The sequence below is a fragment of the Roseomonas sp. USHLN139 genome (assembly GCF_037145735.1).
In the GTDB taxonomy this organism is placed as follows: Bacteria; Pseudomonadota; Alphaproteobacteria; order Acetobacterales; family Acetobacteraceae; genus Pseudoroseomonas.
Map to the genome: position 1 here is coordinate 215,362 of NZ_JBBCWY010000002.1, position 26,152 is coordinate 241,513.

The following is a 26,152-nucleotide window of genomic DNA, read 5'->3' on the forward strand; positions in this document are numbered from 1 at the left end:
CACCGCCATGGCCGGCCAGGGCAGCCGCGTCGCGCGCATCGTGGCGCGGCTGTCCGCCTCCATCGCGGCGGGGACGCTGCGGCCGGGCGAGCGCATCGCCTCGGTCCGCCAGGCGGCGCGCGACCAGGGCGTGTCGAAGAACACCATGGCCGAGGCCTATGACCGGCTGGTCGCCGCCGGCTGCCTGGAAGCGCGCCGTGGCGCTGGCTTCTTCGTCACGTCGCAGCCGGTCGCCGCCACCCCGCAGGCCCAGCCGCATCTGGCCGAGGCGCTCGACCTGGTCTCGCTGCTGCGCGAGCAGGGCGAGGCGCATTATGCCGTCCGTCCCGGCGACGGCCGCCCGCCGCCGGCCTGGATGGAGCGCTCGGAGCTCGCCGCGCATTTCCGCCTGCCGCGCCAGGCCGCCGGCGAGGGGCCCGGCACCGAGCATGACTATGGCAGCGCCTGGGGCTATGCGCCGCTGCGCGAGCGGCTGTCGCTGACCCTGGCCGAGCGCGGCATCGCCTGCCCGCCGGACCGGCTGCTGCTGACCCAGGGGGCGAACCACGCGCTCGACCTGATCATCCGCCAGCTGGTCGAGCCCGGCGATGCGGTGCTGGTCGATGATCCCGGCTACTACCCGCTCTTCGCCAAGCTCAGCCTGGCCAAGGCGCGCATCATCGGAATTCCGCGCGGGCCGGAGGGGCCGGACCTGGCCGCGCTGGAACGGGCGCTCGCCAGCTGCCGGCCGCGCGCCTTCTTCACCCAGTCGCTGGCGCACAACCCGACCGGGGCCGGGCTTTCCCGGCCCGTGGCGCAGGCGCTGCTGCAGGCCGCCGAGCGCGCCGGTTTCCTGATCGTCGAGGACGATGCCTTCGCCGACATCCTGCCCGCCGCGCTGCCGCGGCTGGCGGCGCTGGATGGGCTGCGGCGGGTGCTCTATGTGGGCACCTTCTCCAAGACGCTGTCGGCCTCGCTGCGGGTCGGCTTCGTCGCGGCACCGCCGGGGCTGGCGGCCAGCCTGGCCGACCTGAAGCTGCTGACCGTCGTCGCCACCTCGCAATATGCCGAGCGGCTGGTCTGCGGGCTGATCGCCGCCGGGCATTACCGCCGGCATCTGGCACGGCTGCAGCGCCGCGTGGCGGAGGCGACCGAACGGGCCGTCGCCGACCTGTCCGACATCGGCCTCGCCGCCCGCGCCCCGCCCGGCGGCGGCTTCTACATCTGGATCGAGCTGCCGCCGGGCGTCGACGAGGCCGCGCTCTGCCGTGCCGCCGCGGCCGAGAGCATCTTCCTCGCCCCCGGCAGCGTCTTCCGCATCGAGCGGGAGGGCGCCGTCGCCGCCTTGCGCTGCAACGTCGCCCATGCCGCCGATCCGCGTTTTCTTCAATTCATGCGCGGGCAGTTCGGGGCGCGTTAGCCGCGGAGCGTGGCCAGGACTTCGGTCGCCACGTCCTGCCGCACCTGGCGGCGCTCGACCAGGATGGCGGCGACGCGGCCGACCTCCTCGCCCACCGCGCCGGCGGCGATGGCGACGTTATGGGCGTGCAGCGCCATATGGCCCTGCTGGATGCCGACCGTCGCCAGCGCCTTCATGGCGCCGAAATTCTGCGCCAGGCCGACGGCGGCGATGATCCGCGCCAGCCGCTCGGCGGTCTTCACGCCCAGGATCTTCAGGCAGGCCTGGGCGGTCGGGTGGATCTTCGTGGCGCCGCCGACCAGGCCGACCGGCATCGGCAGCTCGATCATGCCGGCCAGTTCGCCCGCCGCCGTCATCTCCCAATGCGTCAGGCTGGTGTAGCGGCCCGAGCGCGCGGCATAGGCATGGGCGCCGGCCTCGACCGCGCGGGTGTCGTTGCCGGTGGCCAGCACCACCGCCGAGACGCCGTTCATGATGCCCTTGTTGTGCGTCGCCGCCCGGTAGGGATCGGCCTCGGCGAAGTGGTAGGCGGCCAGCATGCCGTCTCGCACCGCCTCGCCGCCGATGGCCTCCACCGGCCAGACCGCGCGGGCGCGCGCCAGCCGGCGGTCGGCGAGGTTGGAGAGGATGCGCAGCAGCGAACGGCCGCCGCTCCATTCGGCCAGGCGCGGGGCCAGCGTCTCGGCCATGGTGTTGACCGTGTTGGCGCCCATGGCGTCGCGGGTGTCGACGATCAGGTGGACGATCACCATGGTGCCGCCGCGGCTCGGCAGGAGGCGCACCTCGAGGTCGCGGAAGCCGCCGCCGAGGCGCACCAGCATCGGGTCGCAGGCGTCGCAGAGCGCGCCGATCTCGGCCCGCCGCTCCAGGATGCGCAGCCGCGCGCTTTCCGGGTCGGCGACGCCGAGCAGCTGCACCTGGGCGATCATCTCGCCGCCGGACATCGAGGTGGCGAAGCCGCCGCGGTCATAGCATTGCCGCGCCGAGTTGCAGACGGCGGCGACCACCGAGCTTTCCTCGGTCGCCATCGGCACCAGCACGTCCTCGCCGTCGATGCGCAGGTTGGTGGCGACGCCGACCGGGATGGCGATGCTCGAGACCACGTTCTCGATCATGTGCTCGGCCAGATGGGCGTCGATATTGGTGTCGCGGGCGAGCTGCGCGGTGGCGGCCTCGTCCAGCCCGGCAAAGGCGGCGACGGCCTCGCGCCGCTCCTCGGCGGACATGCGGTGGAACCCGCTGATGCGGGAGGTCAGGTTGCTGATCGACATCTTCTTGTCCACGAGAGCGAGGGAGCGGCGGGGGGCGAGGCGGGTCGCCTCACTCCAGGCGGATGTTCGCGGAGCGGATCAGGTCGCCCCATTTCTGCGTGTCGTCGATCAGCCGCTGCTTCGTCGTGGCCGCGTCGCCGCTGACCAGCTGCACGCCCTGCTCGGCCAGCCGGCTGCGCAGGGCCGTGTCGTCGGTGGCGGATTTCAGCGCGCGGCCGGCCCGCGCCAGGATCGGCGCCGGGGTCTGCGCCGGCGCGAACAGGCCCTGCCAGAAGAACACCTCGAAGCCCGGCAGCGTCGCGGCCACCGGGGGCAGCGCCGGGTAGTTGGCGATCGGCGCGGTGGCGGTCACCGCCAGCCCCTTGGTGCCGCCGTCGGACAGCGTCGTCGCCGCCTCCTGGATCGCCTGGAACACCGCATGGATGCGGCCCTGGCGCAGGTCGAGGGCGGCCGGCGCACCGCCGCGATAGGGCACATGGACGATCTCGATGCCGGCCCGCGCGCGGAACAGCTCCAGGCAGAGATGGCTGACCGAGCCGGTGCCCGGCGAGCCGAACAGCAGCTTGCCCGGATTGGCCTTGGCATAGGCGATCAGCTCGGCGACGTTGCTGACCGGCAGGCCCGGATGGATATGCAGGATGAAGGGCGTCTGGAAGACCATGCCGATGGCCTCCAGCTCCTTCACCGGCTCCTTCGGCGTCAGGCCGGGCTGCAGCGTCGGGTTGATGGCGAGCGTCGTGGTGCCCATCACCAGCGTGTAGCCGTCGGGCTTGGCGCGCGCCGCATAGGTGGCGGCGACCGAGGTCGCGGCGCCGGGGCGGTTCTCCACCACGACCGTCTGGCCCAGCGCGCGCGACATCGGCTCGGCGACGGCGCGCGAGGCGAGGTCGGTCACGCCGCCGGGCGGATAGCCCTCGACCAGGGTGATGGCGCGGCTCGGCCAGGCCTCGGGGGCCTGGGCGGCGCCCGGGCGGGACAGCAGCAGGGCAGGGGCGGCGAGGGCGCAGCCGAGCAGGGGGCGGCGGTGCAGCATGGACGTCTCCCGGAAGTTCTTGTGGTTCGTTCTTGTCGTGCAGCGATATCACTGTCCCATGTGTGACGGCAGGAAAAGGGACAGTTGCACGGTTTTTCAGGGGGACAGTCGGCGCCGGGAAGGCGGGTGGAGGAGTCGCGCCGGGGAGTGTGCCGCCGCGGGCCAAGGCCCGGGCGCGGGCGGCCTGGCGGGCAGCGCAACCCGCGCGCCCTGACCCCCGTTGCCGTCACGGCAGCCCTGTGGTGAGCGGGCGGGCCCGGCCTTGCCCCGATCGCGGGGCCTGCGCATGCTGCCGGCCCCGGACGCCGCCCGTGCGCGCCAGGGGCGTCCGCGCCATCAACAAGGAGGAAAAACCATGTCCGACATGGACCAGCTGCGCATGCTGAAGCAGTCGGCCGAGGCGGCCCGCCGCCAGCACATCGCCAACACCCTGGGCAGCGAGCATCCGCCCGCCAGCACGGAGCGCCTGCCAGGGCTGCAGAAGATGCTCAACCGGATGGATCAGGCGAAGGGCGAGGGCCCGCGCGGGGCGCCGCGCGACAATCTCCGCTCCTCGGGATCGGGACAGGACTGACGCCGGCGCGCGCCGCCCGCCTCAGCTTTCCTGGCGCAGCGCCAGGGCGTCGGCCAGGTGCAGCCGCATCAGCAGCGCCGCGCGCTCTTGGTCGCCGGCCTCGAGCGCGTCCAGGATGGCCAGGTGCTCGCGCACCGTGACCGCCACGCGCTCGGCGCCGACCCGCCAGGAATAGTTGGACAGCAGCCGCACCCGGTTCTGCTGCGCGACGGCGGCCGCGATGAAGCGGTTGCCAGAGGCCTCGGCCAGCCCCTCGTGGAAGGCGGCGTTGATGCGGTAGAGGGCGACGGCGTGGTCGTCGTGCCAGGGCCGCTCCAGGAAGCGGTGATGCTCCGCCCGCATCCGCGCGGCGAAGCCGGCGGGCAGCGCGAAGGTCGGCTCGAGCAGGGCCGGCGGCTCGATCAGCATGCGGAAGCGGTAGGAGGCGGCGCGTTCGGCGCGCGAGGCGAAGCCGGCGGTGAAGCGCCAGCCATGGCCGCGGTTGCGGCTGACCACGCCGGCCTCGGCCAGCTGCGCCAGGGCCTGCGCCACGGCACCGCGCGGGGCGGCGAATTGCTGCGCCAGCTGCCGCTCGGAGACCTCCTCGGCCACCCGCCCGTCGGAGCGCCCCTGGGCGATCGCCACCAGCAGCCGGTCGACCCCGGTCTTCTCGCCATCTCCCTCGGGCGGCAGCTCGGCCTCGGCGTCGATCAGCCGCAGGGCACGGCCCTCGGTGGCGACCGCGCCCAGCGCCTCCAGCAGGGCGACGGCGCCATTCACCGGCGTGCGGGAGACGCCCAGCGCCTCGGCCAGGCCGGCGCGGCTGATGCGCGCCCCCGGTGCCGCGCCACGGTCGCGCAGCAGCTCGAGGATGTTGCGCGCCAGCTCGCGCTGCAGGGGGGTGGCGGTCATGCGGAGGGCGCCATAGCGGAGGGAGGTCAGGGAGAAAAGCGGAAAGCGCCGTCAGTCGATGCGCGGCGTCGCCGCCAGCAGCGCGCGGGTATAGGGGTGCTGCGGCGCATCGAAGATGGTGTCGCGGGCGCCCTGCTCGACGATGCGGCCCTCCTGCATGACGACGACGCGGTCGGCGACCTCGGCCACCGCGCCCAGGTCATGCGAGATGAACAGGCAGGCGAAGCCGCGCTCGGCCTGCAGCTGCCGGATCAGCGCCAGGATTTGTTTTTGTACCGTCATGTCCAGGGCGGAAACGGGCTCGTCGGCGACCACCAGGGCCGGCCGGCGGACAATGGCGCGGGCGATGGCCACCCGCTGCCGCTGCCCGCCCGACAGCTGGTGCGGCAGGCGCTGGTCCATCCCCGGCAGGCCGACGGCTTCGAAGGTCTCCTGCACCCGGGCGGCGCGCTGGGCGGCGGTCAGTCCCGGCTCGTGGCGCAGTGGCTCGGCGACGATCTCGCCCACCCGCATGCGCGGGTCGAGCGAGGAATAGGGATCCTGGAAGACGATCTGGCAGGCCAGCCGGAACTCCCGGTAGGCCGTGTCCTTCCGGGTGGTGATGTCCTCACCCTTGAAAAGAAGCTGGCCGCCGCTGGGCTGCACCAGCCGCAGCATGGCGCGCCCCAGCGTGGTCTTGCCGGAGCCGCTGCCGCCGACCAGGGCCACGGTCTCGCCGCGGGCGATGGCCAGGTCGACGCCCTGCACCGCCCGCTTCGGCGGCGCACGGCGGAACAGCCGGGCGCGGCCGGGATAGTCGACCACCAGGCCGCGCGCCTCCAGCAGCGTCTCGCCCACCGGGCGCGGCGGGCGCGGGGAGCGTTGCGGCATGGCCTCGACCAGCAGGCGGGTATAGGCCTGGCGCGGCGCGGTCAGCAGGCGGCGGGCCGGGCCCTCCTCGACGACGCGGCCGCCCTGCATGACCAGGGCGCGATCGGCATAGCGGGCGACCAGGCCGAGATTGTGGGTGACCAGCAGCACGGCGGTGCCGTTGTCGCGGGCCAGCTCCACCATCAGGTCGAGGATCTCGGCCTGCACCAGATTGTCCAGCGCCGTGGTCGGCTCGTCGGCGATCAGCAGGCGCGGCTTCGGCAGCATGACGGCGGCCAGCATGATGCGCTGGCGCATGCCGCCGGAGAATTCATGCGGATAGGCGCGGAGGCACCCCTCGGGGTCGGGGATCTGCACCCGCTCGAGCATGGCGATCTTGGCGGCGTGCAGGTCGGCCGCCGACAGGTCGCTGTGCAGGGCGAGGGCTTCGCCGAGCTGCCGCCCGATCGTCATGGCGGGATTGAGGGATACCATCGGTTCCTGGAACACCATGCCGATGGCGCCGCCGCGCAGCTGGCGCAGGCGGGCGGGCGATAGGGTGGTCAGATCCTCGCTCCCCAGGCGGATGCGGCCGGCGCTGCGCTCCAGCCCCGGCGGCAGCAGGCCGAGGATGGCGCGCCCCGTGGCCGTCTTGCCGCTGCCGCTCTCGCCGACCAGCGCCAGGATCTCGCCGGGCGCCAGGTCGAAGGAGACATCGGCGACGGCCAGGGTGCGGCCGGCCTGCACGCGCAGCCCCTCGACCGAGAGCAGCGGGGCGGTGGCGGCGGCGGTCATCGGCAGCGGCTCCAGGATGGCGCTCATTGCGGCCTCGTGCGCGGGTCGAGCCGGTCGCGCAGCGCGTCGCCCAGCATGTTGACGCCGAGCAGGGCGAGCGCGATGCAGGCGCCCGGGCTCAGGCTCAGCCAGGTGGCGGTTTCCAGATAGGGGCGGGCCGCGGCCAGCATATTGCCCCAGGTCGGCGCCGGCGGCGGCACGCCGAGGCCGAGGAAGGACAGCGCGCTTTCCGCCAGGATCGCCCAGCCGAACATGCTGGTGGCCAGCACGATCAGCGGCGAGGCGGTGCCGGGCAGCACGTGGCGCCACAGCGTGTAGAGCTCGGAATTGCCGATGGCGCGCGAGGCCTCGACGAATTCCCGCTCGCGGATCGAGAGGACCGAGCCGCGCACGATGCGGGCGACGGTGGGCGCATAGGCCAGGCCGAGCGCCGCGACGATGCCCCATTGGCTGGCCCCCAGCACGGCGAGCAGGCCGAGCGCCAGCAGGATGCCGGGAAAGGCCAGCAGCGCATCATTGACCAGCATCAGCAGCCGGTCGGTCCAGCCGCGGGCGAAGCCGGCGACCAGGCCGATGGCGGTGCCGAGGGTGACGGCGACGGCGACGGTCAGCAGCGCCACGACGCAGGAGGTGCCGGCGCCGGCCATCAGCCGGCTGACCACGTCGCGCCCGACCTCGTCGGTGCCAAGCCAGTGCAGCGCCGAGGGCGGCTGCAGCCGGGCGCGCAGCGCGACGCCGAGCGGGTTGAAGGGCGTCCAGATCGTGGAGAGCAGGGCCGTGGCCAGCAGCAGGGCCATCAGCAGCCCGCCGATGACGGCGTTCAGGCGGAAGCGCATGGCGGGGTCACTCGGCCGTGACGCGCGGGTCGAACAGCGGGTAGAGCAGGTCCACCAGCAGATTGACCAGCACGTAGAGGGTGGCGACGAACAGCATGGTGCCCTGCACCACCGGATAGTCGCGGGCATAGATGCCATCGACCAGCAGCCGGCCGAGGCCGGGCAGGGTGAAGACGGTCTCGATCACCGCGATGCCGCCGAGCAGGTTGCCCAGCACGATGCCGAGCAGGGTGAGCGTCGGCGCAAAGGCATTGGGCAGCACGTGGCGGCCCAGCACCGCGGCTTCCGACAGGCCCTTGGAGCGGGCATGCGCCACATATTCCAGCCGCAGCACGTCGATCGCGGCGCTGCGCGCCATGCGGGTCAGCACGCCGGTCTCGATCAGCATCAGCGTCAGCACCGGCAGCACGATGTAGAGCGCCGCCTGCCAGGGATTCTCGCCGAAGGTGACATAGCCGACGACGGGGACCCAGCCGAGCTTCAGGCCGAACAGGATGAGGAGGAGAAGCCCGAGCCAGAAGCTGGGGATCGACAGCAGCAGGGTCGCGCCGCCCACCACCGACAGATCCAGCAGGGAATTCTGCTTCCAGGCGGCGATGGTGCCGAGCGGCACGGCGATCATCCCGGCCAGCGCCACGGCCAGCAGCACGATTGCCGCCGTCACCTGGAAGCGGTCGAGGATCAGCGGCAGCACGGGCTCGCCATTGGCCAGCGAGACGCCGAGATCCCCGCGCAGCGCCTGGCCGAGCCAGAGCAGGAACTGCTGCCAGAGCGGGCCGTCCAGCCCCATGCTGCGGCGGATCTCCGCCAGCTGCGTGGCATCGGCGGCGTCGCCGAGCATCAGCTGCGCCGGGTCACCCGGCACCAGCCGCAGCAGGCCGAAGACGGCGACCGCCACCAGCAGCAGCGTCGGCAGCGCCAGGCCCAGGCGTTTCAGCGCGTAGAGCGGGGTCATCTCGCCGTCCTCCTGCCCTGCCTATTGCCGCCAGACGCCCCAGAGCCGGGTCTGCCCCGAGGCCCAGGGCTGCACGCCGTTGATCCCCGCGCGTGTCGCCACATAGTCGGGCTGGTTGTAGAGCGGGATCGCCGGCACCTCGGCCATGAAGCGGCGGAACAGCTCCTCGAAGATGCCCTGCCGTTCGGCCGCGTCGGTGACGCGCATCGAGCGCTGGATCAGTGCCAGCGCCTCCGGCGTCTCCCAGACCTTGCGCGCCTGGGTGTCCTTGGGGCCGGAGATCATCTCGTAGGAGAGGGAAGGCTCGAGCCGGGACGAATAGATGAAGGACATCATCTGGTAGTCGCCGCGGGTATAGCGGTCGAGCTGCGTCGCCCAGTCCAGCACCTCGAGCTCGAGCTTGATGCCGGCCTCGCTGGCCATCGCCTGGGTGGCGACCGCGGCGTCATAGACATTCGGGTAGCGGCGGTTGGTGATCAGCCGGATGGTCTGGCCGCGATAGCCGGCCTCGGCCAGCAGGCGCCGGGCCGCCGCCAGGTCGCGCGCCGGCCGGACATTCTGCGCCGCCGAATGGAAGGCGCTGGCGCTGGGCACCGGCGAGGGGTTGGAGGGCGCGTCGTCGCCGATCATGCTGGAGACCAGCTCCGGCACGTCGATGGCCAGGGCGAGGGCGCGGCGGATGCGGACATCCTTCAGCAGCGGATCGCGCGTCTGCAGCAGCAGCGCCGTCATGCCCATGCCGGGCGCCGCCTGCACGGTGATGCCGGGGCGCGCCCGCAGGTCGGGCAGCTCGGGCGAGGGGACATCGCCCTGCACGTCGATATTGCCGGCCATCAGCGCCGCCTTGGCGGCCGAGGAATCCGGGATGACGACGAAGCGCAGCCGCGCCGCATAGGCCTGCTTGCCGCCGGCGAAGCCGTCGCGCGGCCCGGGCAGGGCGGCATAGCGCTCGAAGCGCTCCAGCTCGACATACTGGCCGCGGCGCCACTCGCCGAGGACATAGGGCCCGGTGCCGACCGGCTTCAGCCAGGTGCCGTCGGCGCCCACCGAGGCGGGGTGCAGGATGCCCGTCGCGCCGCAATCGGGCCGCGCCAGGATCGACAGGAACAGCGCCGCCGGCTGCTCCAGCGAGATGGTGATGGTGCGCGCATCCGGCGCCTCGATGCCGGTGACCTTGGCCAGGCCGGAGCTGCCATTGACGTCGGGCAGGCAGCGCCACTGCGTCGCCGGATCCATGTAGCGCTTCAGGCTCCACAGCACCTCGGCCGAGGTCAGCGGCGCGCCATTGTGGAAGGTGACGCCCTCGCGCAGGGTGAAGCGGTAGGTGCGGCCATCCTCGGAGAGCTCGACCTTCTCCGCCAGCATCGGCACCACGGCGACCTTCTCGCTCAGCGCCACCAGCCCTTCCACCGCGTGCAGCATGACGGTGTCGGTGTTGAAGTCGCGGTTGCCGCCGGGCTGGGTGCTGCGGATGTCGGAATTCATCGAGGCGCGCAGCATGTAGTCGCCGCGCGCCGGCTGCTGCGCCAGGGCGGCGGTGGCGGCGAGGCCGGCGATCGCCAGGCCGGCGAGGGTGGAGCGGATCATTCGGCGGCCCTCGCGCTGGCGGTGTCGAACAGATCGTAGCGGGTGAAATGGCGGTTCAGCGCTGGCAGCGGCGCGATCTCCAGGATGCCGCGCGCCGGCTGCATCACCAGCATGGCGACGGTGGCCGAGAGATTGCCGGCGGCGTTCAGCCGCGGCGGGCGGCAGACCGACCAGGGCGCCTGGTAGTCGTCGAACAGCGCCGCCTTGACGTCCTCCACGCCGAGCTTGCGGCCGCCGGCCTGCAGCAACTCGCGCACCCGCAGGTCGCGGTAGAGGCTGTCCGGCGTGGTGGCGATGCCGGTGTCCTGCAGCTTGCCCAGCGCCACCGGACTCTGCCAGTGGTTGGCATGCACGATCAGCCCGCGCTCGGCATGCACCTGGAAGCTTTCATCGGGGGCGCATTCGAAGTCGATGGCGATGCCGCCGGCCTGGCTGACGATGATGTTGTTCGAGGCCGATTTCCGCGTCGTGTAGACGGCATGGAAGGCCTGCGCCACGAACTCCTTTTCCAGCACCTTGCGGCGGATCAGCGACAGCGGAACGCCCAGGTCCCGATAATCCCTGTCGCTTTCGAGGTAGTTGGCCGTCACCGCGACGCCGGCGGCGTTCAGCCCGGCCCGCGCCAGGCCGCCCGCCTCGACAAAGGTCAAAATGTCGGGGCCGTCCTCGCGGCGGATGCGCAGCACCACGCCGGTCTCGGCGCATTCCGACTTCCAGTCCCAGTTCTGCGCATGGATCAGCGCGCCATCCGCCGAGGCCTCGGGCAGCACCACCACGCCGGTGCAGCCATCCGGCTCGCGCTTGGCGATGGCCTCGGCGGCGGCGCGGCGCTTGCCGAGCTGCAGCACCTCGGTCCGCGCATTGATCAGCACGATATCCTCGAAGGCGACGTCGGCGCCCGCGGCGATGCCGCGCATCTCGACGACGTAGTCTTCGTCGAAGGCCTCGATGCGGGGGACGAAGTCCAGCGCCCAGGCGCGGATCTGCGCCTGGCTCTGCCCCGATCCCGCGAGCTGCGCCGTGTAGTGGCCGATGCTGCGGCGGATGCGCCCGGCCGCCTGGCGGCCATAGAGACGGCCACGCTGTTCGGCGCCGCCGGAAAGGTCGATGAGCGGAAAGGGTTCCAAGGCGCGGACGTCCCCTGTCTGGGTGGTTTCGATCGGAATGGACTTTGATGGTCCAAAGTGCAAGCATCGAACCGCATCGCCCGGGGAAGCGCAAGCAGGATCATGCCGGCCACCTCCTGTTTTATGATCTGCTTTGCAGCCGTCCTGACCAGGGAGGCGCGCCGGCCCGGCGCTGGCCGCTCCCGGGCGGTTCTGCATTTTGTGCAAAGCAGCACATTTTTCCCCAGGCCCCACCAGCCAGGATTCCGATGATGGATGCCCCCGAGGCGCGCTTCGCCGCGCCGCCCAATGCCCTCGACGCCTTCTGGATGCCCTTCACGCCGAACCGCGCCTGGAAGCGCGACCCGCGCTTCGTCACCCAGGCCCAGGGAATGCACTATGTCGCGCCCGATGGCCGTCGCATCCTCGACGCCATCGCCGGCCTCTGGTGCGTCAATGCCGGCCATTGCCACCCGAAGATCGTCGAGGCGATCCGCGCCCAGGCCGGGCAGCTCGACTTCGCCTCCTCCTTCGGCCTCGGCCATCCGGCGGCCTTCGACTATGCCAACCGACTGACCGAGGCGGCGCCCGAGAACTTCAACCGCGTCTTCTTCGCCGGCTCCGGGTCGGAAGCGGTGGACACCGCGCTGAAGCTGGCGCTGGCCTTCCATGCGGTGCAGGGCCAGGGCCAGCGCACCAAGCTGGTCGGCCGCCAGCGCAGCTATCATGGCGTCGGCTTCGGCGGGCTCTCGGTCGCCGGCATCGGCACCCAGCGCAAGCATTTCGGCCCGCTGCTGCCCGGCATCAGCCACCTGCCGCACACCCATGACCCGGCGCGCAACGCCTTCAGCCGCGGCCGGCCCGAGCATGGCGGCGAGGCCTTCGCCGACGCGCTGGAAGGCATTCTCTACGCCCAGGACCCCAGCACCATTGCGGCCGTCATCGTCGAGCCCGTCGCCGGCTCCACCGGCGTGCTGGTGCCGCCCCGGGGCTACCTGGAACGGCTGCGCGCGATCTGCGACCGCCACGGGTTGCTGCTGATCTTCGACGAGGTGGTCACCGGATTCGGCCGGCTCGGCGCCGCCTTCGGCAGCCAGGCGCTGGGCGTCATGCCGGACCTGATCTGCTGCGCCAAGGGCATGACCAACGGCGCCGTGCCGATGGGCGGCGTGCTGATCAACGACCGCGTCGCCGGGGGCCTCTACAGCCAGCCCGAGACCAGCAGCGAGTTCATGCACGGCTACACCTATTCCGGCCATCCGCTGGCCGCCGCCGCCGGCCTGGCCACGCTGGAAGTCTACCAGGAAGAAGGCCTGTTCGAGCGCGCCGCCGACACCGCGCCGCGCTGGGAAGCCGCCCTGCACAGCCTGCGCGACGCCGCCGGCGTCACCGACATCCGCAACATCGGCCTGCTCGGCGCCATCGAGTTCGGCAGCCCCGCGGCGGCCAAGGCCATCGCCGCCCGCTGCTTCGACGAAGGCGTGCTGATCCGGGCCGTGGGTGAGTCGCTGGTGCTGTCGCCGCCGCTGGCCATCGAGGACAGCCAGATCGACCAGATCGTGTCGACGATCAGGAAGTGCGCAGGGGAAGTCTGAAGGTTGGGGGAATGAATTCCCCCAAACCCCCATCTTTTTCCTGTTCTGTTGGCTGTTGATTGCCCAGCCGCTTCACCACAGGCGGCACCAAGGCATCGCGGCGGGGTTCATCATACGAAAACAGCGCGACCTCGAAGGTCGCGCTGTAGGTTGGCCGTTTCACGTCTTGTCCCCACGTGGACATGGCAATCTGATAGAAAAAAGATGGGGTCCAGGGGAATTCATTCCCCTGGCCTGCCTCTGTCTTCCCTTCACTTCACGCAGAGCGCCATCCCATCCCGCTGCGGATCCGCGCCGCCCGAGAACTTTCCATCCTGGATCAGGATGCCGTGCAGCGCCGCGAAGGCGTAGCTCTGCCAGCTGCGCTTGATGTCGTAGCCCTGGGCGGCAAGCGCGTCGGTGACGGAATGCAGCACGCGGTTGGACACGTCGATCGAGTCGGAGACCGCCACGATGCGCGGGGCGGCGACGGCTTCGAGCATCGACATGCCGAAGTCGATGACGTTCATGATGCCCTGGGCGACCGCCGGGGCGATGTAGCTGCCGCCGGGGGCGCCGATGACGATCTTCGGCCGGTCGCCGTCGAAGACGATGGTGGGCGCGGCCGAGCTGGCGCGGCGCTTGCCGGGCGCGATGGAGGCGGCGCGGCCGGGGCGGGGGTCGAAGCGGCTCATGGTGCCGTTGTAGATGAAGCCGAGGCCGGGGCTGATCGCGCCCGAGGGGCTGCCCAGGGTGTGGGTCAGGGCCACCGCATTGCCGGCATCGTCCACCACCGAGATATGGGTGGTCTCGCGCTGCGACCGGTCGAGGCGCTTCACCGTGGCACGCTCGCCGGCGCGGATCGAGGCGGCGAGTTCCGCGCAGTAGTCACGCGAGATCAGGCGTTCGACCGGGACATCGACATAGGCCGGGTCGCCCATGTGGCGGTCCTTGTCGATGGTCATGCGCTTCATCGCCTCGGCGAGGAGGGCGATATGCGCGGCGCCGTTGTGCTCGAGGCGGCCGAGCTCGAAATTCTCCAGGATGTGCAGGATCTGCAGCATCAGCATGCCGCTGGCCGGCGGCGGGCTGGTGGAGATGCGGTGGCCGCGATATTCGCCCCAGAGCGGCTGCACGACCGAGAGCTCGTAGGCGGCGAAGTCCTCTTTGCGCAGCAGGCCGCCCGAGGCCTCGAAGTCGGCGGCCATCTCCTCGGCCAGGGCGCCGTGGTAGAAGCTGTCGGGCCCTTCGGCGGCCAGGCGCTCCAGGCTGCGGGTGTGGTCAGGGTTGTGCAGCATGTCGCCGGGGCGCTTGACGCTGCCATCGGGGCGGAAGAAGACCTCGCGGCCGGTCGGCGTCAGGCGCAGCTTGTCCGCCGTGTTGACCTGGCCGCTGCCGGCCTGGTCCTGGCTCCAGAACCAGTGCATGTGCGGGCGCACCATGACGCCGCGCTTCGCCTGGGCGATGGCCGGCGCCATGGCCTCGGCCCAGTCGAGCGTGCCGTAGCGGGTCAGCGCCTCGGCATAGCCCTTGACGTTGCCGGGGGTGCAGACGGCGAGATGGCCCTGCTCGCTGATGCCGCCTTCCAGCAGGAAGGCGAAGCCGTCGCGCGACTGGCCGAGCAGCTTGTCGGTCCACATCTCGGGCGTCGCCGCCAGCGGCGCGCGGGCGTAGAATTCCAGCACCTCGTGCAGGCCGCGCCGCGGCATGAAGACCTGCATGGAGCCGAAGCCGCCGATGCCGCACATCAGCGGGTCGACGACGCCCTGGACGAAGGCGGCGGCGATGGCGGCATCGACCGCATTGCCGCCCCGCTTCAGCACCAGCGCGCCGGCTTCCACCGCCTCGGGCTGGGGTGCGACGATCATGCCGCCCATGGTCAGCGCCCCCGCTTCGTGGCGAGCACGCCGGCCAGGAAGTCCTTCACCCGGTCCAGCACCTTGATGCGGTCATGCGAGACGCCGGGCACCAGGTCGAGCTGCACCGTGACGCCGGCCTTCTCGAAGGAGGCCGCCAGGGTCTTCAGCCGCTCCGGGCGGGTGCTGCCGCTATCATTGGCGCCCTCCATCCAATAGGTGCCGCCGGGCTTGTGGGTGATCTCCCAGGTCTCCAGATCGGCGTCGCCGACGACCATCTGCACCGGGATCTTTTTCAGCGCCTCGCCGTCGAAGGTGATGCCAAACTTTTCGCCGATGTTGCGGATGCCGACCCACCAGTCGCGGTCGGGGTCGAGCAGGGTGACCGAGCCCGGCGCGCCGATGCAGGCCGCCCAGAGTTTCTTCGGGTGCATGATGGCGAAGCGATGGGTGAAATGGCCGCCGCCGGAGAAGCCGAACATGGCGAAGGTCGACCAGTCCTGGCCGTATTTCTCGGCGACTTCGCGGACCATCGCGAGGACCAGCAGGTCGTAGCGGATATCGCCTTCCTGCATGTACTTGTAGCCGCTGCGGGCGCCGTCGCCGCGGACGCCGACCGGGAAGATCGGGCAGAGGATGGCGACGTCGTTCCACTTGCCGAATTCCGCGAAGCCGTCGCGGAAGTCGAGGAAGGAGGTGCGCCCGGTGCCGTGCACCGCGACCAGCAGCTCGACCTTGGTGCCCTTGCCGACCTGGGGCGGCACGTAGAGGCAGTATTGGAAGCGCGGATCGGCCTTGCAGGAGAAGATGACGGTGGGGCCGAGGTCATAGATGGCCTTGGCGCGCGCCGTGGCTTCGGCGGTCGCGGGAGCGTCGGTCATGCGGGCATGTTCCAAAAATAGATGAGGGGTCTGGGGAGAATACCTTCTCCCCAGTCTTTCTTTCTGTTCTAGCCGCCGACCCCCACGGCGAGGGTGTATTGATCCGCCCGCGTCGCATAGGTGATCCCCTGCCGCGCCGCCCAGACCGACACTTCATGGTGCAGCGGCAGGATGGCGAAGTCGCGGAAGGCGATTTCCGAGGCTTCGGCCAGCAGCCTGTTGCGCGCCGCGTCGTCCATGCTGCGCAGCGCTTCCTGCAGCCGCCGGTCGAGCTCCGGGTTGGAATACTGCCCGTTGTTCGAGGCGCCCATGCCGGCCTTGGCGTCGCGGGTGGCCAGCAGCGCCTTCAGCGGGTTGGAGGTCTCGCCGGTGTTCACCCCCCAGGCGCCCAGGTTGAAGCTGAACTCGCTGCGCGAGGAGCGGGCGGCATAGACCGACCAGGGCATCACGTCGGCGGTGGTCTCGATGCCGATGCGGGTGAACATCTGGGCGACCGCCTGCACGATCTTGGCATCGTTGATGTAGCGGTCGTTGGGGCCGTGGATGGTCATGCGGAAGCCCTCCGCATAGCCGGCCTCGGCCAGCAGCGCCTTGGCGCGGCTGGGGTCGTAGGCCGGCACGTCCAGCGCGTCGGAGGTGCCGGCCGCGCCCTTGGGCAGCAGCTGGGAGGCGGGGACGGCGTCGCCCTCCATCACCCGGTCGGCGATCGCCTGGCGGCTGATGGCCAGGCTCAGCGCCTGGCGGACGCGAACGTCCTTCAGCGGGTTCTTCGCCAGCGGCTTGCCGGCGCGGTCGGTGATGAAGGGGGTGACGTCGCGGTGCTGGTCCATCGACAGATAGACGACGCGGCTGGAGATGCCGCGGATCAGCTGGAAGCGCGGGTTCTCCTTGATGCGGCCGGTGCTCTGCGAGGGCACCGCCTCGATGATGTCGAAATCGCCCGAGAGCAGCGACGCCAGGCGCCCGCCATCATCGGTGGCCGGCACCAGCAGCACCTCGTCCCAGGGCAGCGGGCCGCCCCACCAGTCCGGGTTGCGCGCCAGCAGGATGCGGTTGCCCGGGGTGTACTGCTTCAGGAGGAAGGGGCCGGTGCCGATCGCGGCGCTGCCGTCGTTGAACTGCGGCGTGGTCGCGTCCCTGGACGCCGCGCGGATGATGCGGATGCGGCTCAGCGAATTGGGCAGCAGCGGGTCGGGCCCGTCTGTCTCGATGACGAGGGTGTGCGGGGCCGGCGCGGTCATCGCCTTGATGCTGCGCGTATAGGTGCGGAAGGAGGCGGTGCTGGGCAGGTCGTTGGCCCGGCGCAGCGAGACGATGGCGTCCTCGGCGGTGAAGGGCGAGCCATCGGTGAAGCGCACGCCCTGCCGCAGCTTGAGCACCCAGCGGGTGTCGCTCTCGGCGGTCCAGCTCTCGGCCAGGCCCGGCATCGAGCGCGAGGCCGGGTCGTTGGTCACCAGCGCGTCGAAGATATGGCTGGCCACCGCGTTGTTCGGCGCGTTGCTCTGGAAATGCGGGTCCAGCGTGGTGTTGGGCGCCGCCATGCCGATGCGCAGCCGCTTGCCGCCGCCCGGCAGCGCCTGGCCGGAGGACCCCTGGGCAAGCGCCGCCTCCAGCCAGGAGGTCCCGGCGAGGGCAGCGCCAAGCGCGGCGCGGGTCACCCAGCGGCGGGTGGGGGTGAGTCCTGGCATGCGTTCGTCCTCCGCCGGGGCACCCGGCCGGGACGCATCAAAACTGGTGCCAATTTTGGTGTCAATCGGCCTTCGCGCGTCGGGCCGTCCGGAGGGGGGTCGGGGCGGGCGCCCGGATATGCGCCCGGACCAGCGCGCGGTAGCGGCCGGCATCGCCCTCGGCCAGGGCGTCGACCATGGCATGGTGCTGCCGCGCCGATTCCTCCACCCAGCCCTGGCGGGCCCATTGGGTCAGCGGGGCGGCGGGCATGCGCAGCCGGGTCTCCATCACCTGGCGGGCCAGCTCGCGGTTCGGGCAGAGCTCCAGCAGCCCGGCATGGAAGGCCAGGTTGGCCTCGTTCTGATCGAGGATGGAGCGGCTTTCCGTCGCCTCGGAGAAATCCTGCGCCAGGGCGCGCAGCCGGGCCACCGCCTCGGGGCTGGCGGGCAGGGCGACCATCTCGGCCGCCGCGACCTCGAGGATCAGCCGCACCTGGCGCAGCTCCTCCAGCCGCCGGGGATCGAGCTGCTGCACGCGGTAGCCGTGATTGGGCACATGCTCGACCAGGCGCTGCGCCACCAGCCGGTCCAGCACGCGGCGGACATCGCCGCGGGAATGGCCGTAGCGCTCCTGCAGCAGGATCTGCTTCAGCCACATGCCGGGCGGCAGCAGCCCGGCATGGATCTCCTCGGCGATGGCGGTCTCCAGCGCGCGCACCGGGTCCTGGAGGGCGGCGCCCGGCGGCTCTGCCATGGCGGCAGGCCCGGCAAGGGCGGCGGGGTGGGTCATGCGGGGCTCCTCAGTCTGCCGCCGTGGTAGAGCCGGAGGCACCACCCCGCCAACCCTTTCGCACCGGGAAGGGCGCATCGCCGGGGGGGGTGAGGCCGAGGGCTGCGCTTGACATCCGGCACGCAGTGGTCGCTAAAATCGAAACGCAATTCCGAAATGGAAACGCTCTGGCCGCCTTGGGGGTTGGCCGGGGCGAAAGCTGGGAAGGAAACTGAACACGATGCGGCGTCGGCAATTGCTGGCGGCGGTGCCGGCGGGGCTTCTGCTGCCCCTGGCCCGCCCCTCCCTGGTACGGGCCCAGACCGAGCGCGCGCTGCGCTTCGTCCCCTTCGTCGATCTGTCGCTGCTCGATCCGGTGGCCACCACGGCGACGCCCACGCGCAACCATGCCTTCCTGGTCTATGACACCCTCTACGGCCTGGATGCCGAGTTCAAGCCGCAGCCGCAGATGGTCGCCGGCCATGTGGTGGAGGATGACGGCAAGCTGTGGAAGCTGACGCTGCGCCCCGGCCTGACCTTCCATGACGGCAGCAAGGTCACCGCGCGCGACTGCGTCGCCAGCATCCGGCGCTGGGCCAGCCGCGATTCCTTCGGCCAGGCGCTGACCGCGGCCACCGCCGAGCTCTCGGCGCCCGACGACAACACCATCCAGTTCCGCCTGAAGAAACCCTTCCCGCTGCTGCCGGCGGCGCTGGCCAAGGCCTCGCCCAGCATGTGCGCCATCATGCCGGAGCGGCTGGCCAAGACCGACCCGGCGCGGCAGGTGACCGAGATCGTCGGCAGCGGCCCGTTCCGCTTCCTCGAGCGCGAGCACCTGGCCGGCGCGAAGGCCGCCTATGCCCGCTTCGAGGGCTACCAGCCGCGCGGCGACGGACAGGTCGGCGGCACGGCGGGGCCGAAGGTCGCGCATTTCGACCGCGTCGAATGGATCACCATGCCCGATCCTTCCTCGGCCTCCGCCGCGCTGCGGGCCGGCGAGGTCGACTGGTGGGAGACGCCGTCGCCCGACCTGGCGCCGCTGCTGAAGCGCGACCGCAATGTCCGCGTCGAGGTCAAGGACCGCCAGGGCCTGACGCCGATCCTGCGCTTCAACTGCATCCAGCCGCCCTTCGACAATGTCGCGCTGCGCCGCGCCGTGCTGCGCGCCGTCGACCAGTCGGAATTCATGCAGTCCTACAGCAGCGATCCGGAGACCTGGCACGTCAAGCTCGGCATGTTCTGCCCGGGCACGCCGATGGCCAGCGATGCCGGGATGGAGGGGATGTTCGGCCCGACCGACATCGCCCGCGCCAAGCAGGAGATCGCCGCCGCCGGCTACAAGGGCGAGAAGATCGCCTTCATGCTGCCGATGGACCATCCGGTCAGCGCGCCGCTCGGCCAGCTGGGCATCGACCTGTTCAAGCGGCTCGGGCTGAATGTCGAGGTGCAGGCAGTCGACAGCGGCACGCTGTTCCAGCGCCGCAACTCGCGCGAGCCGGTGGAGAAGGGCGGCTGGTCGGTCTTCCCCTCGATGGTCTCGGGGCTGAACATCCTCGACCCGGCGGTGACCAGCGTGGCGCGCGGCAACGGGCTGCAGGGCTGGTACGGCTGGCCGGAAAGCCCGGAGGCCGAGCGGCTGCGCGACGCCTGGCTGGAGGAGCGCGACCTGGAAACCCAGAAGAAGCTGGCCGCCGAGATCCAGCTGCAGGCCTGGCGCGATGCCACCTTCCTGCCCACCGGCCAGATCTTCCAGCCGATGGCCTGGCGCCGCAACATCGACGGCGTGCTCGACGGCTTCGTCAAGTTCTGGAACGTCCGGCGTGTCTGACAAGGACCAGGGCAACAGGCGCAACCAGATCCGCGTCGGTCTGGTCGGCTATGGCGAGATCGGCAGCACCCTCGGGGCCGGGCTGCGCGGCAACGGGCTGGTCGAGGTGCTGAGCTACGACAACGGCGCCCAGGACGGCCCCTTCGCGGCGCTGATCCGGCAGCGGGCGGCGGCGGCCGGCGTCACCCTGGTCGACAGCCCGGCGGCGCTGGCGGCCCGGGTCGACATCATCCTGGGCGTCACCCCCGGCTCCTCCTCGGTCGCCAGCGCCGCGGCCTTCGCGCCGCATCTGCGGCCGGGGCAGGTCTATGCCGATGTCGCCTCGGCGACGCCCAAGGTGAAGCAGTCGGTGGAACGGGCCCTGGCGGGCAGCGGCGCGCTGCTCGCCGATGCCTCGATCATGGGCACGCCGAAGGACGGGCTGGCCCTGCCGATCCTCGCCAGCGGCCCCGCCGCCCGCGCCCTGGCCGAGGCGCTGACCCCCTGGGGCATGCGCATCGACCCGGTCGAGGGCCCGCTCGGCACCGCCTCGGGCATCAAGATCATGCGCTCGGTGCTGATCAAGGGCATCGAGGCGCTGCTCGACGAGATGCTGCTCGGCGCCCGGCATTACGGCCTGGCGGATGCCGTCATGGCCTCCGCCGCCAGGACCCTGCAGAAGCCGCTGGACGAGCTGGCGGCGGGGATGCTGACCACCGGCGTCATCCACGCCAAGCGCCGGGCGGAGGAAGTGGCCATGGCCGCCGAAGCCCTGGCCGATGCGGGGGTCGAGCCGCTGGTCACCCGCGGCACCGAGGCGCGCCTGCGCTGGGTCGAGAGCCTGGATCTCAAATCCCATTTCGAGGGCAAGGTGCCGGAGGATCTGGAGACGGCGCTCCGGGCGATGGAACAGGCCAGCAAGTAAGATTCCGGGGGCATTGAATGCCCCCGGACCCCCGCCTCAGAAAGCGAGGCGGCTGCCGAGGCCGCGCGACAAGGCCCGTGCGGCCTCCAGCAGCACCGGGCCGGCCAGCGCGGCGGCCTCGCGGGTGAAGCGCGTCACCGGGCCGCTCAGCGTCAGGGCACCGAGGAAGGCATCCTCTGCCCCGAAGACCGGGGTCGCCATGCCTGCGGCATGCGGATCATGAGCGCCCGAGGTGAACAGCGGAAACCGCGTCGCCTCGGCCTCGCCGGCCAGCGCCTCGGTCGTGAACAGCCGCAGCACCTGGGCAATGGCCGAGTCATCCATCGGCAGCAGGTCGCCCGCCCGCACATGCAGCCGCAGCCGCTGCGGGGAATCGACGCGGAACAGGCAGAGCCGCTGCGCGCCGCGACGGATGTAGAAGGCGGCACTTTCGCCGGTCGCCGTCACCAGCCGCTCCAGCACCGGCGCCACATGCGCCTCCAGCCGGAACGACTGCTGGTAGATCGAACCCAGCCGCAGCAGCTCCGCCTCCAGCCGGTAGCTGCCGTCCGGCAGGCGGGCCAGGTAACCATGCGCCTCCAGCGACACCGCCAGCCGCATGATGGTGCTCTTCACCAAGCCGGTGCGGGCCGAGAGCTCGGCCAGGCTGACCGCCCCGTCGCCCTTGCGGAAGGCGCTCAGCAGGGTGAGCGTGCGCTCGGCCGAGGCCACCCCCTCCAGCGCTGGTGCCTGGTCTGCGCTTCGTTTCATGCGGCGAGGATTACCGGCCGCCCCGCGGCCCGGCAAGCGGCACCCGAAACGGCGTTGCGTTTTATGCCGGCCGCCCCCTGTCCAGCCCGCCGCTTTGGCGCGAGACTGCGCGCCGCCTTGAACGGAGAAGACACGACCATGCCCATCGGTTTCCGCATCCTGCCGCGCGCCCGCCAGGTCGATGCCGCGACGGCCGAGCGCTTCCGCGCGCTGCCGGTGGCCAATATCAGCGATTGCATGTCGCGCATGACCGCCGGCGGCCCGCGCCTGCGGCCGATGCATGCCGGCGGCGTGCTGTCCGGCCCGGCGCTGACGGTGAAGACCCGCCCCGGCGACAACCTGATGATCCACAAGGCCATCGGCCTGGCCCAGCCGGGCGATGTCATCGTCGTCGATGCCGGCGGCGACCTGACCAATGCGCTGATCGGCGAGCTGATGCTGGCGCAGATGGTGAAGAAGGGCCTCGGCGGCATCGTCCTCAACGGCGCCATCCGCGACAGCGGCGCGATCCGCGGCCAGGACTTCCCGGTCTATGCCGCCGGCGTCACCCATCGCGGCCCCTACAAGGACGGCCCCGGCGAGATCAACGTCACCATCGCCATCGACGGCATGGTGATCGAGCCCGGCGACCTGATCGTCGGCGACGAGGACGGGCTGCTCTGCGTCCCCTTCGACGACGTGGCCGCGCTGGAAGCCGCGACCCTGGCCAAGAACGCCGCCGAGCAGAAGACCATCGCCGCCATCGCCGATGGCAGCAACGACACCGTCTGGGTCGACGCCACGCTGCGCCGCAACGGCTGCGAGGGCCTCTGACGCCGGCGGCCGGGGGAGGGCAGCCGCTTCCCCCGGCTTCTCCTGCGGCCGATCCGCGCCTAGTCTCGTGCTGCAACGCAGCGCGGGTGAGGGCATCATGGACAGGCGGCAAGCCGGGCTGGCGGCCCTGGAAGACGAGCTGGCCCGCGACCTGCAGCGCCTGACCCTGCCGGCCGCCGCCTGGCCCGCCGAGCGGCCCGGCCCCGACGGCGCCCCGATGCCCGACGTGCTGGTGATCGGCGCCGGCATGTATGGCGTCGCCGCCGCCGCCGCCCTGACCTTCAAGGGCATCCGCAACATCCAGGTGCTGGACCGCGCCCCCGAGGGCCTGGAAGGCCCCTGGGTGACCACCGCGCGGATGCGGACGCTGCGCAGCCCGAAGCACCTGCCGGGCATCGATCTCGGCATCCCCGCGCTGACCTTCCGCGCCTGGTTCGAGGCGGCGCATGGCGCCGAGGCCTGGGACCCGCTCTACAAGATCCTCAATGCCGACTGGCAGGACTACATCCTCTGGGTGCGCCGCGCGCTGCGCCTGCCGGTCGCCAATGGCGTCGAGGTGCTGGCCATCCAGCCGGCGGCCGACCATGTCGGCGTGACCCTGCGCGATGCGGCCGGCACCCGCCGCCTCGCCGCCCGCCGCCTGGTCATGGCCAGCGGCCGCGCCGGCACCGGCGGCCACAGCCTGCCGCCCGGGGTCGACCCGGCCCTGTTCCCGGTGCTGGCCGCCCACAGCAACGACGTCATCGATTTCGCGGCGCTGCGCGGCCGCGATGTCGCGGTGATCGGCGCCGGCCCTTCCTCCTGGGACAATGCCGCCGCGGCGCTGGAGGCGGGCGCGGCGCGCGTCGACCTCTACATCCGCCGCCGCGTGCTGCCGCAGGTGAACAAGGGCCGCGGCTCGGCCAACCAGGGCTTCTTCGAGGGCTGGCCCTCGCTGCCGCCGGCCGAGAAATGGCGCCTGCTGGCCTATCTGCACGACGTCCAGTCGCCGCCGCCGCATGAGAGCATCCTCCGCGTGCTCGACCGGCCGGGCTTCCAGGTCCATCTCGGCACGCCGCTGCGGGGCGCGACGCCGGGGCAGGGGGGCGGCGTCGCCCTGGCCCTGGGCGAGGGCCGAACTGCGCGGGCGGACTTCCTGATCCTCGGCACCGGCTTCGCCATCGACATGGGGCGCATCGCCGAATTCTCTCCCTTTGCCAGCAAGATCGCGCTCTGGGCCGACCGCTACACGCCGCCACCCGGGCTGGAGCGGCCGGAGATCGGCCGCTTCCCCTGGCTGGACGCCGGCTTCGGCCTGACCGCGCGCGACCCGGCCGCCGAGCCGGCCCTGTCGCGCATCCACCTGTTCAACCATGCCGCCATGGCGAGCCTCGGCGCCATCGCCTCCGACGTGCCGGGGGTCTCGGTCGGCGCCGGGCGGCTGGCCCGGCATATCGCCGCGGCGATCTTCGCCGAGGATATCGACGTGATGCGCGCCCGGCTGGAAGCCTTCGACGAGCCGGAGCTGAAGGGCACGCCCTTCTTCGCCCTGTGACGGCGCGGAGGCGGCTTATCCTGTCCGGGCGCCATTGCGCAGCATGTCTGTGCTGGGCGCGGAGCCTTTCAGATAACGCGCTGTTTTCGGCTGAGAATCCATTTGACTCATTTGGATTCGTGCATTTCTGATCGAACGATCGGAGGTCGTTGATAGGCCCTCCGGCCCTTCTGTCAGGAGTTCCTATGCCGCATCCCGTCCTGCCGCGCCGCCATCTGCTGGGCGCCTTTGGCGCTGCTGGCCTCGCGCTGCCCCTGGCTGGCTTCGCCCCGCTCAGCGCCGACCGCCGCGCCTTCGAGGCCATGCTGGCCGAGCAGGGCCGATGCCTGACCCCCTTGCCCGCTGCTGCCCCCGGAGGCACCCAGGGCGCCGCGCCGAAGAAGCTGACGCTTGCCTGGAACGCCACCTCCATCTGCACATCGCCGATCGAGGTCGCCCGCCGCGCCGGCATCCTGGCCCGGCACGGGCTGGAGGTGGAGCTGGTGAATTTCGGCGGTTCCACCGAGGCGCTGCTGGAAGCCATCGCCACCCGCAAGGCCGATGCCGGCGTCGGCATGGCGCTGCGCTGGCTGAAGCCGCTGGAGATGGGCTTCGACGTCAAGATCACCGGCGGCACCCATGGCGGCTGCATGCGGCTGGCCGGGCCCGCCGCCAACAACCTGACCACCGACATCAGCTCGATCCGTGGCAAGACCATCGCCGTCAGCGACATGGCCGGCGCCGACAAGAATTTCTTTTCCATGCTGCTGAAGCGGCGCGGCATTGACCCCGATCGCGACGTCACCTGGCGCGTCTTCCCGGCGCATGTCTTCGGCCTCGCCATCGAGCGCGGCGAGGCGCATGCCTTCGCCGCCGGCGACCCGATCGCGTGGACCCTGATCCGCGACAAGAACTTCGTCGAGGTCGCCAGCAACCTGACCGGCGAATGGGCCGACCGCGCCTGCTGCATCATCGGCGTCGCCGGCAGCCTGGTGAAGAATGAGCCGCAGGTGGCCGCCGCCCTGACCCGTGCGCTGATCGAGGCGCAGCAGCTCTCGGCGCATGATCCGAAGCTCGCTGCCGACGCCTTCATGGATTATGCCCCCGGCCGCGTCAGCCGCGACGACCTGATCGCCATGCTGCGGAGCCACACCCATGGCCATACCCCGGCCGGCACCGACATCCGCCGCGAGATCGAGCTCTATGCCGAGGAGCTGAAATCGGTCGGCGTCATGCGCGCCAACACCGACCCCAGGCGCTTCGCCGAGCGCGTCACCGCCGATGTGCTGAGCGTGTGATGAGCGGCGCCGTCATTCTCGGCGGGCGGGCGGAAGACGCCTCCACCCGCCCCGGGCCCTGGTTCGGCGGCGTCGTCGCCGGCCTGGCCTGGCTCGCCGCCGCCGCCATCACCAGCCTGGCCCCCGACGAGATCGAGGTCGGCCGCACCCAGGAGCTGGCCGCCTTCGCCCTGCTGCTGGGCGCTTCCCTGGCCGTCGCCGGCCTCGCCGCGCCCTGGCTCGGGCCGCTCGGCCAGCGGCTGCGCACCCTCGGGCCCTGGCTGACCGTGCTCGGCCTCGCCCTGATCGGCTGGGAGCTGCTGACCGCCAAGCTGGCCATCCTGCCGCTGCCCTTCTTCGCCTCGCCCCAGGGCCTGCTGGAAGTCTATCTGGAGGACTGGCCGCGCCTCGGCGAGAGCGTCCTCCGCTCGCTCTGGCTGCTGCTGACCGGCTATGCCATCGGCGCCGCAGCCGGTTTCGTCGCCGGCGTCGCGCTCGGCTGGTCCAAGGCCATCGGCTACTGGGTGCATCCGGTGCTGCGCCTGGTCGGCCCGCTGCCGGCCACCGCCTGGCTGCCGATCGCCTTCTTCGCCTTTCCCTCCAGCGGCAGCGCCAGCACCTTCCTGGTCGCGCTGGCCACCTGGTTTCCGGTGACGGTGCTGACCTGGTCCGGCGTCGCCGGGGTCAACCGCGCCTATTACGACATCGCCCGGACGCTGGGCGCCAGCCAGACCTTCCTGGTGCTGAAGGTCGCCATCCCCGCCGCCCTGCCGCAGGTCTTCGTCGGCCTCTTCATGGGGCTGGGCGCCTCCTTCTCGGTCCTCGTCGTGGCCGAGATGCTCGGCGTGAAGGCCGGGCTGGGCTGGTACCTGCAATGGGCCCAGGGCTGGGCCGCCTATGGCAACATGTATGCGGCGCTGCTGGTCATGGCGCTGATGTGCTCGACCCTGGTGACGCTGCTGTTCAAGGGCCGCGACCGCGTGCTCGCCTGGCAGAAGGGGACCGTCCGGTGGTGAGCGCAGCC

Annotated in this window: 22 protein-coding genes; 9 read left to right on the forward strand and 13 right to left on the reverse strand. The window is 71.5% G+C overall.

The window, feature by feature from the left end; all coding sequences use genetic code 11:
* Positions 1 to 7: 7 nt before the first annotated feature.
* A complete protein-coding gene (locus tag WFI16_RS08300; RefSeq protein ID WP_419897350.1) occupies positions 8 to 1,399 on the forward strand; it encodes an aminotransferase-like domain-containing protein in 1,392 nt (463 codons plus the stop codon).
* Here WFI16_RS08300 and WFI16_RS08305 read toward each other — a convergent pair.
* Positions 1,396 to 2,670 carry a hydroxymethylglutaryl-CoA reductase, degradative gene (locus WFI16_RS08305; protein ID WP_419897351.1) on the reverse strand — a complete coding sequence of 425 codons (1,275 nt, stop codon included), beginning with the start codon at positions 2,668 to 2,670 and terminating at the stop codon, positions 1,396 to 1,398. The two genes, WFI16_RS08300 and WFI16_RS08305, sit on opposite strands and share 4 nt — an antisense overlap.
* 49 nt (positions 2,671 to 2,719) lie before the next feature.
* Positions 2,720 to 3,703 carry a Bug family tripartite tricarboxylate transporter substrate binding protein gene (locus WFI16_RS08310; protein ID WP_419897352.1) on the reverse strand — a complete coding sequence of 328 codons (984 nt, stop codon included), beginning with the start codon at positions 3,701 to 3,703 and terminating at the stop codon, positions 2,720 to 2,722.
* A 355-nt stretch (positions 3,704 to 4,058) separates the two neighbouring features.
* On the opposite strand from WFI16_RS08310, the gene WFI16_RS08315 reads away from it, so the two are divergent.
* Positions 4,059 to 4,277, forward strand: a complete 219-nt coding sequence (locus tag WFI16_RS08315) for a hypothetical protein (RefSeq protein ID WP_419897353.1) — start codon at positions 4,059 to 4,061, stop codon at positions 4,275 to 4,277.
* A 21-nt stretch (positions 4,278 to 4,298) separates the two neighbouring features.
* Here the strand turns inward: WFI16_RS08315 and WFI16_RS08320 are convergent, their stop codons facing one another.
* Genes WFI16_RS08320 through WFI16_RS08345 form a run of 6 tightly spaced genes read right to left on the reverse strand, consistent with a single transcriptional unit; the run spans position 4,299 to position 11,317 of the window.
* Positions 4,299 to 5,168 carry a GntR family transcriptional regulator gene (locus tag WFI16_RS08320; RefSeq protein ID WP_419897354.1) on the reverse strand — a complete coding sequence of 290 codons (870 nt, stop codon included), beginning with the start codon at positions 5,166 to 5,168 and terminating at the stop codon, positions 4,299 to 4,301.
* A 51-nt stretch (positions 5,169 to 5,219) separates the two neighbouring features.
* Entirely contained in the window at positions 5,220 to 6,839 is a 1,620-nt protein-coding gene (locus WFI16_RS08325; protein ID WP_419897355.1) for an ABC transporter ATP-binding protein, read from the reverse strand.
* Complete coding sequence (locus WFI16_RS08330) at positions 6,836 to 7,648, reverse strand: ABC transporter permease (RefSeq protein ID WP_419897356.1); 813 nt, start codon at positions 7,646 to 7,648, stop codon at positions 6,836 to 6,838. The genes WFI16_RS08325 and WFI16_RS08330 overlap by 4 nt, the downstream gene beginning before the upstream one ends.
* A gap of 7 nt (positions 7,649 to 7,655) precedes the next feature.
* Complete coding sequence (locus WFI16_RS08335; RefSeq protein WP_419897357.1) at positions 7,656 to 8,603, reverse strand: ABC transporter permease; 948 nt, start codon at positions 8,601 to 8,603, stop codon at positions 7,656 to 7,658.
* 21 nt (positions 8,604 to 8,624) lie between these two features.
* Positions 8,625 to 10,190 carry an ABC transporter substrate-binding protein gene (locus tag WFI16_RS08340; RefSeq protein WP_419897358.1) on the reverse strand — a complete coding sequence of 522 codons (1,566 nt, stop codon included), beginning with the start codon at positions 10,188 to 10,190 and terminating at the stop codon, positions 8,625 to 8,627.
* Positions 10,187 to 11,317, reverse strand: coding sequence for a C45 family peptidase (locus WFI16_RS08345; RefSeq protein ID WP_419897359.1), 1,131 nt, complete (start codon positions 11,315 to 11,317; stop codon positions 10,187 to 10,189). Before WFI16_RS08345 ends, WFI16_RS08340 begins: the two co-directional genes overlap by 4 nt.
* A 248-nt stretch (positions 11,318 to 11,565) precedes the next feature.
* Between WFI16_RS08345 and WFI16_RS08350 the strand changes: the two genes are divergently transcribed.
* Complete coding sequence (locus WFI16_RS08350) at positions 11,566 to 12,891, forward strand: aminotransferase class III-fold pyridoxal phosphate-dependent enzyme (RefSeq protein WP_419897360.1); 1,326 nt, start codon at positions 11,566 to 11,568, stop codon at positions 12,889 to 12,891.
* Between the two features lie 251 nt (positions 12,892 to 13,142).
* Here WFI16_RS08350 and ggt read toward each other — a convergent pair whose 3' ends face one another.
* The 4 genes from ggt to WFI16_RS08370 all read right to left on the reverse strand — a co-directional run bounded on the left by ggt (position 13,143) and on the right by WFI16_RS08370 (position 18,064).
* Positions 13,143 to 14,738 (reverse strand): gamma-glutamyltransferase, encoded by a 1,596-nt coding sequence (gene ggt / locus WFI16_RS08355; protein ID WP_419897361.1) that lies wholly within the window; start codon positions 14,736 to 14,738, stop codon positions 13,143 to 13,145.
* 11 nt (positions 14,739 to 14,749) lie between these two features.
* Entirely contained in the window at positions 14,750 to 15,607 is an 858-nt protein-coding gene (locus WFI16_RS08360; RefSeq protein ID WP_419897362.1) for an alpha/beta hydrolase, read from the reverse strand.
* A 68-nt stretch (positions 15,608 to 15,675) separates the two neighbouring features.
* The gene (locus WFI16_RS08365) at positions 15,676 to 17,295 is read right to left on the reverse strand and encodes an ABC transporter substrate-binding protein (RefSeq protein ID WP_419897363.1); all 1,620 of its coding nucleotides are present in this window, start codon (positions 17,293 to 17,295) and stop codon (positions 15,676 to 15,678) included.
* Between the two features lie 61 nt (positions 17,296 to 17,356).
* Entirely contained in the window at positions 17,357 to 18,064 is a 708-nt protein-coding gene (locus WFI16_RS08370; protein ID WP_419897364.1) for a GntR family transcriptional regulator, read from the reverse strand.
* A gap of 220 nt (positions 18,065 to 18,284) precedes the next feature.
* On the opposite strand from WFI16_RS08370, the gene WFI16_RS08375 reads away from it, so the two are divergent.
* Positions 18,285 to 19,871, forward strand: coding sequence for an ABC transporter substrate-binding protein (locus WFI16_RS08375; RefSeq protein ID WP_419897365.1), 1,587 nt, complete (start codon positions 18,285 to 18,287; stop codon positions 19,869 to 19,871).
* Positions 19,864 to 20,775 carry an NAD(P)-dependent oxidoreductase gene (locus WFI16_RS08380; RefSeq protein WP_419897366.1) on the forward strand — a complete coding sequence of 304 codons (912 nt, stop codon included), beginning with the start codon at positions 19,864 to 19,866 and terminating at the stop codon, positions 20,773 to 20,775. Before WFI16_RS08375 ends, WFI16_RS08380 begins: the two co-directional genes overlap by 8 nt.
* 36 nt (positions 20,776 to 20,811) lie before the next feature.
* Here the strand turns inward: WFI16_RS08380 and WFI16_RS08385 are convergent, their stop codons facing one another.
* Positions 20,812 to 21,525: an IclR family transcriptional regulator gene (locus WFI16_RS08385; protein ID WP_419897367.1), complete on the reverse strand. Its 714-nt coding sequence runs from the start codon at positions 21,523 to 21,525 to the stop codon at positions 20,812 to 20,814.
* A 138-nt stretch (positions 21,526 to 21,663) separates the two neighbouring features.
* On the opposite strand from WFI16_RS08385, the gene WFI16_RS08390 reads away from it, so the two are divergent.
* The 4 genes from WFI16_RS08390 (at position 21,664) to WFI16_RS08405 (ending at position 26,144) form a co-directional block, all read left to right on the forward strand.
* Positions 21,664 to 22,338 (forward strand): RraA family protein, encoded by a 675-nt coding sequence (locus WFI16_RS08390; RefSeq protein ID WP_419897368.1) that lies wholly within the window; start codon positions 21,664 to 21,666, stop codon positions 22,336 to 22,338.
* A 97-nt stretch (positions 22,339 to 22,435) separates the two neighbouring features.
* On the forward strand, positions 22,436 to 23,872 hold the full coding sequence (locus WFI16_RS08395; protein WP_419897369.1) for an NAD(P)/FAD-dependent oxidoreductase: 1,437 nt from the start codon (positions 22,436 to 22,438) through the stop codon (positions 23,870 to 23,872).
* A gap of 185 nt (positions 23,873 to 24,057) precedes the next feature.
* Entirely contained in the window at positions 24,058 to 25,149 is a 1,092-nt protein-coding gene (locus WFI16_RS08400; protein WP_419897370.1) for an ABC transporter substrate-binding protein, read from the forward strand.
* Entirely contained in the window at positions 25,149 to 26,144 is a 996-nt protein-coding gene (locus tag WFI16_RS08405; protein WP_419897371.1) for an ABC transporter permease, read from the forward strand. Before WFI16_RS08400 ends, WFI16_RS08405 begins: the two co-directional genes overlap by 1 nt.
* The last annotated feature ends 8 nt before the right edge of the window (positions 26,145 to 26,152 follow it).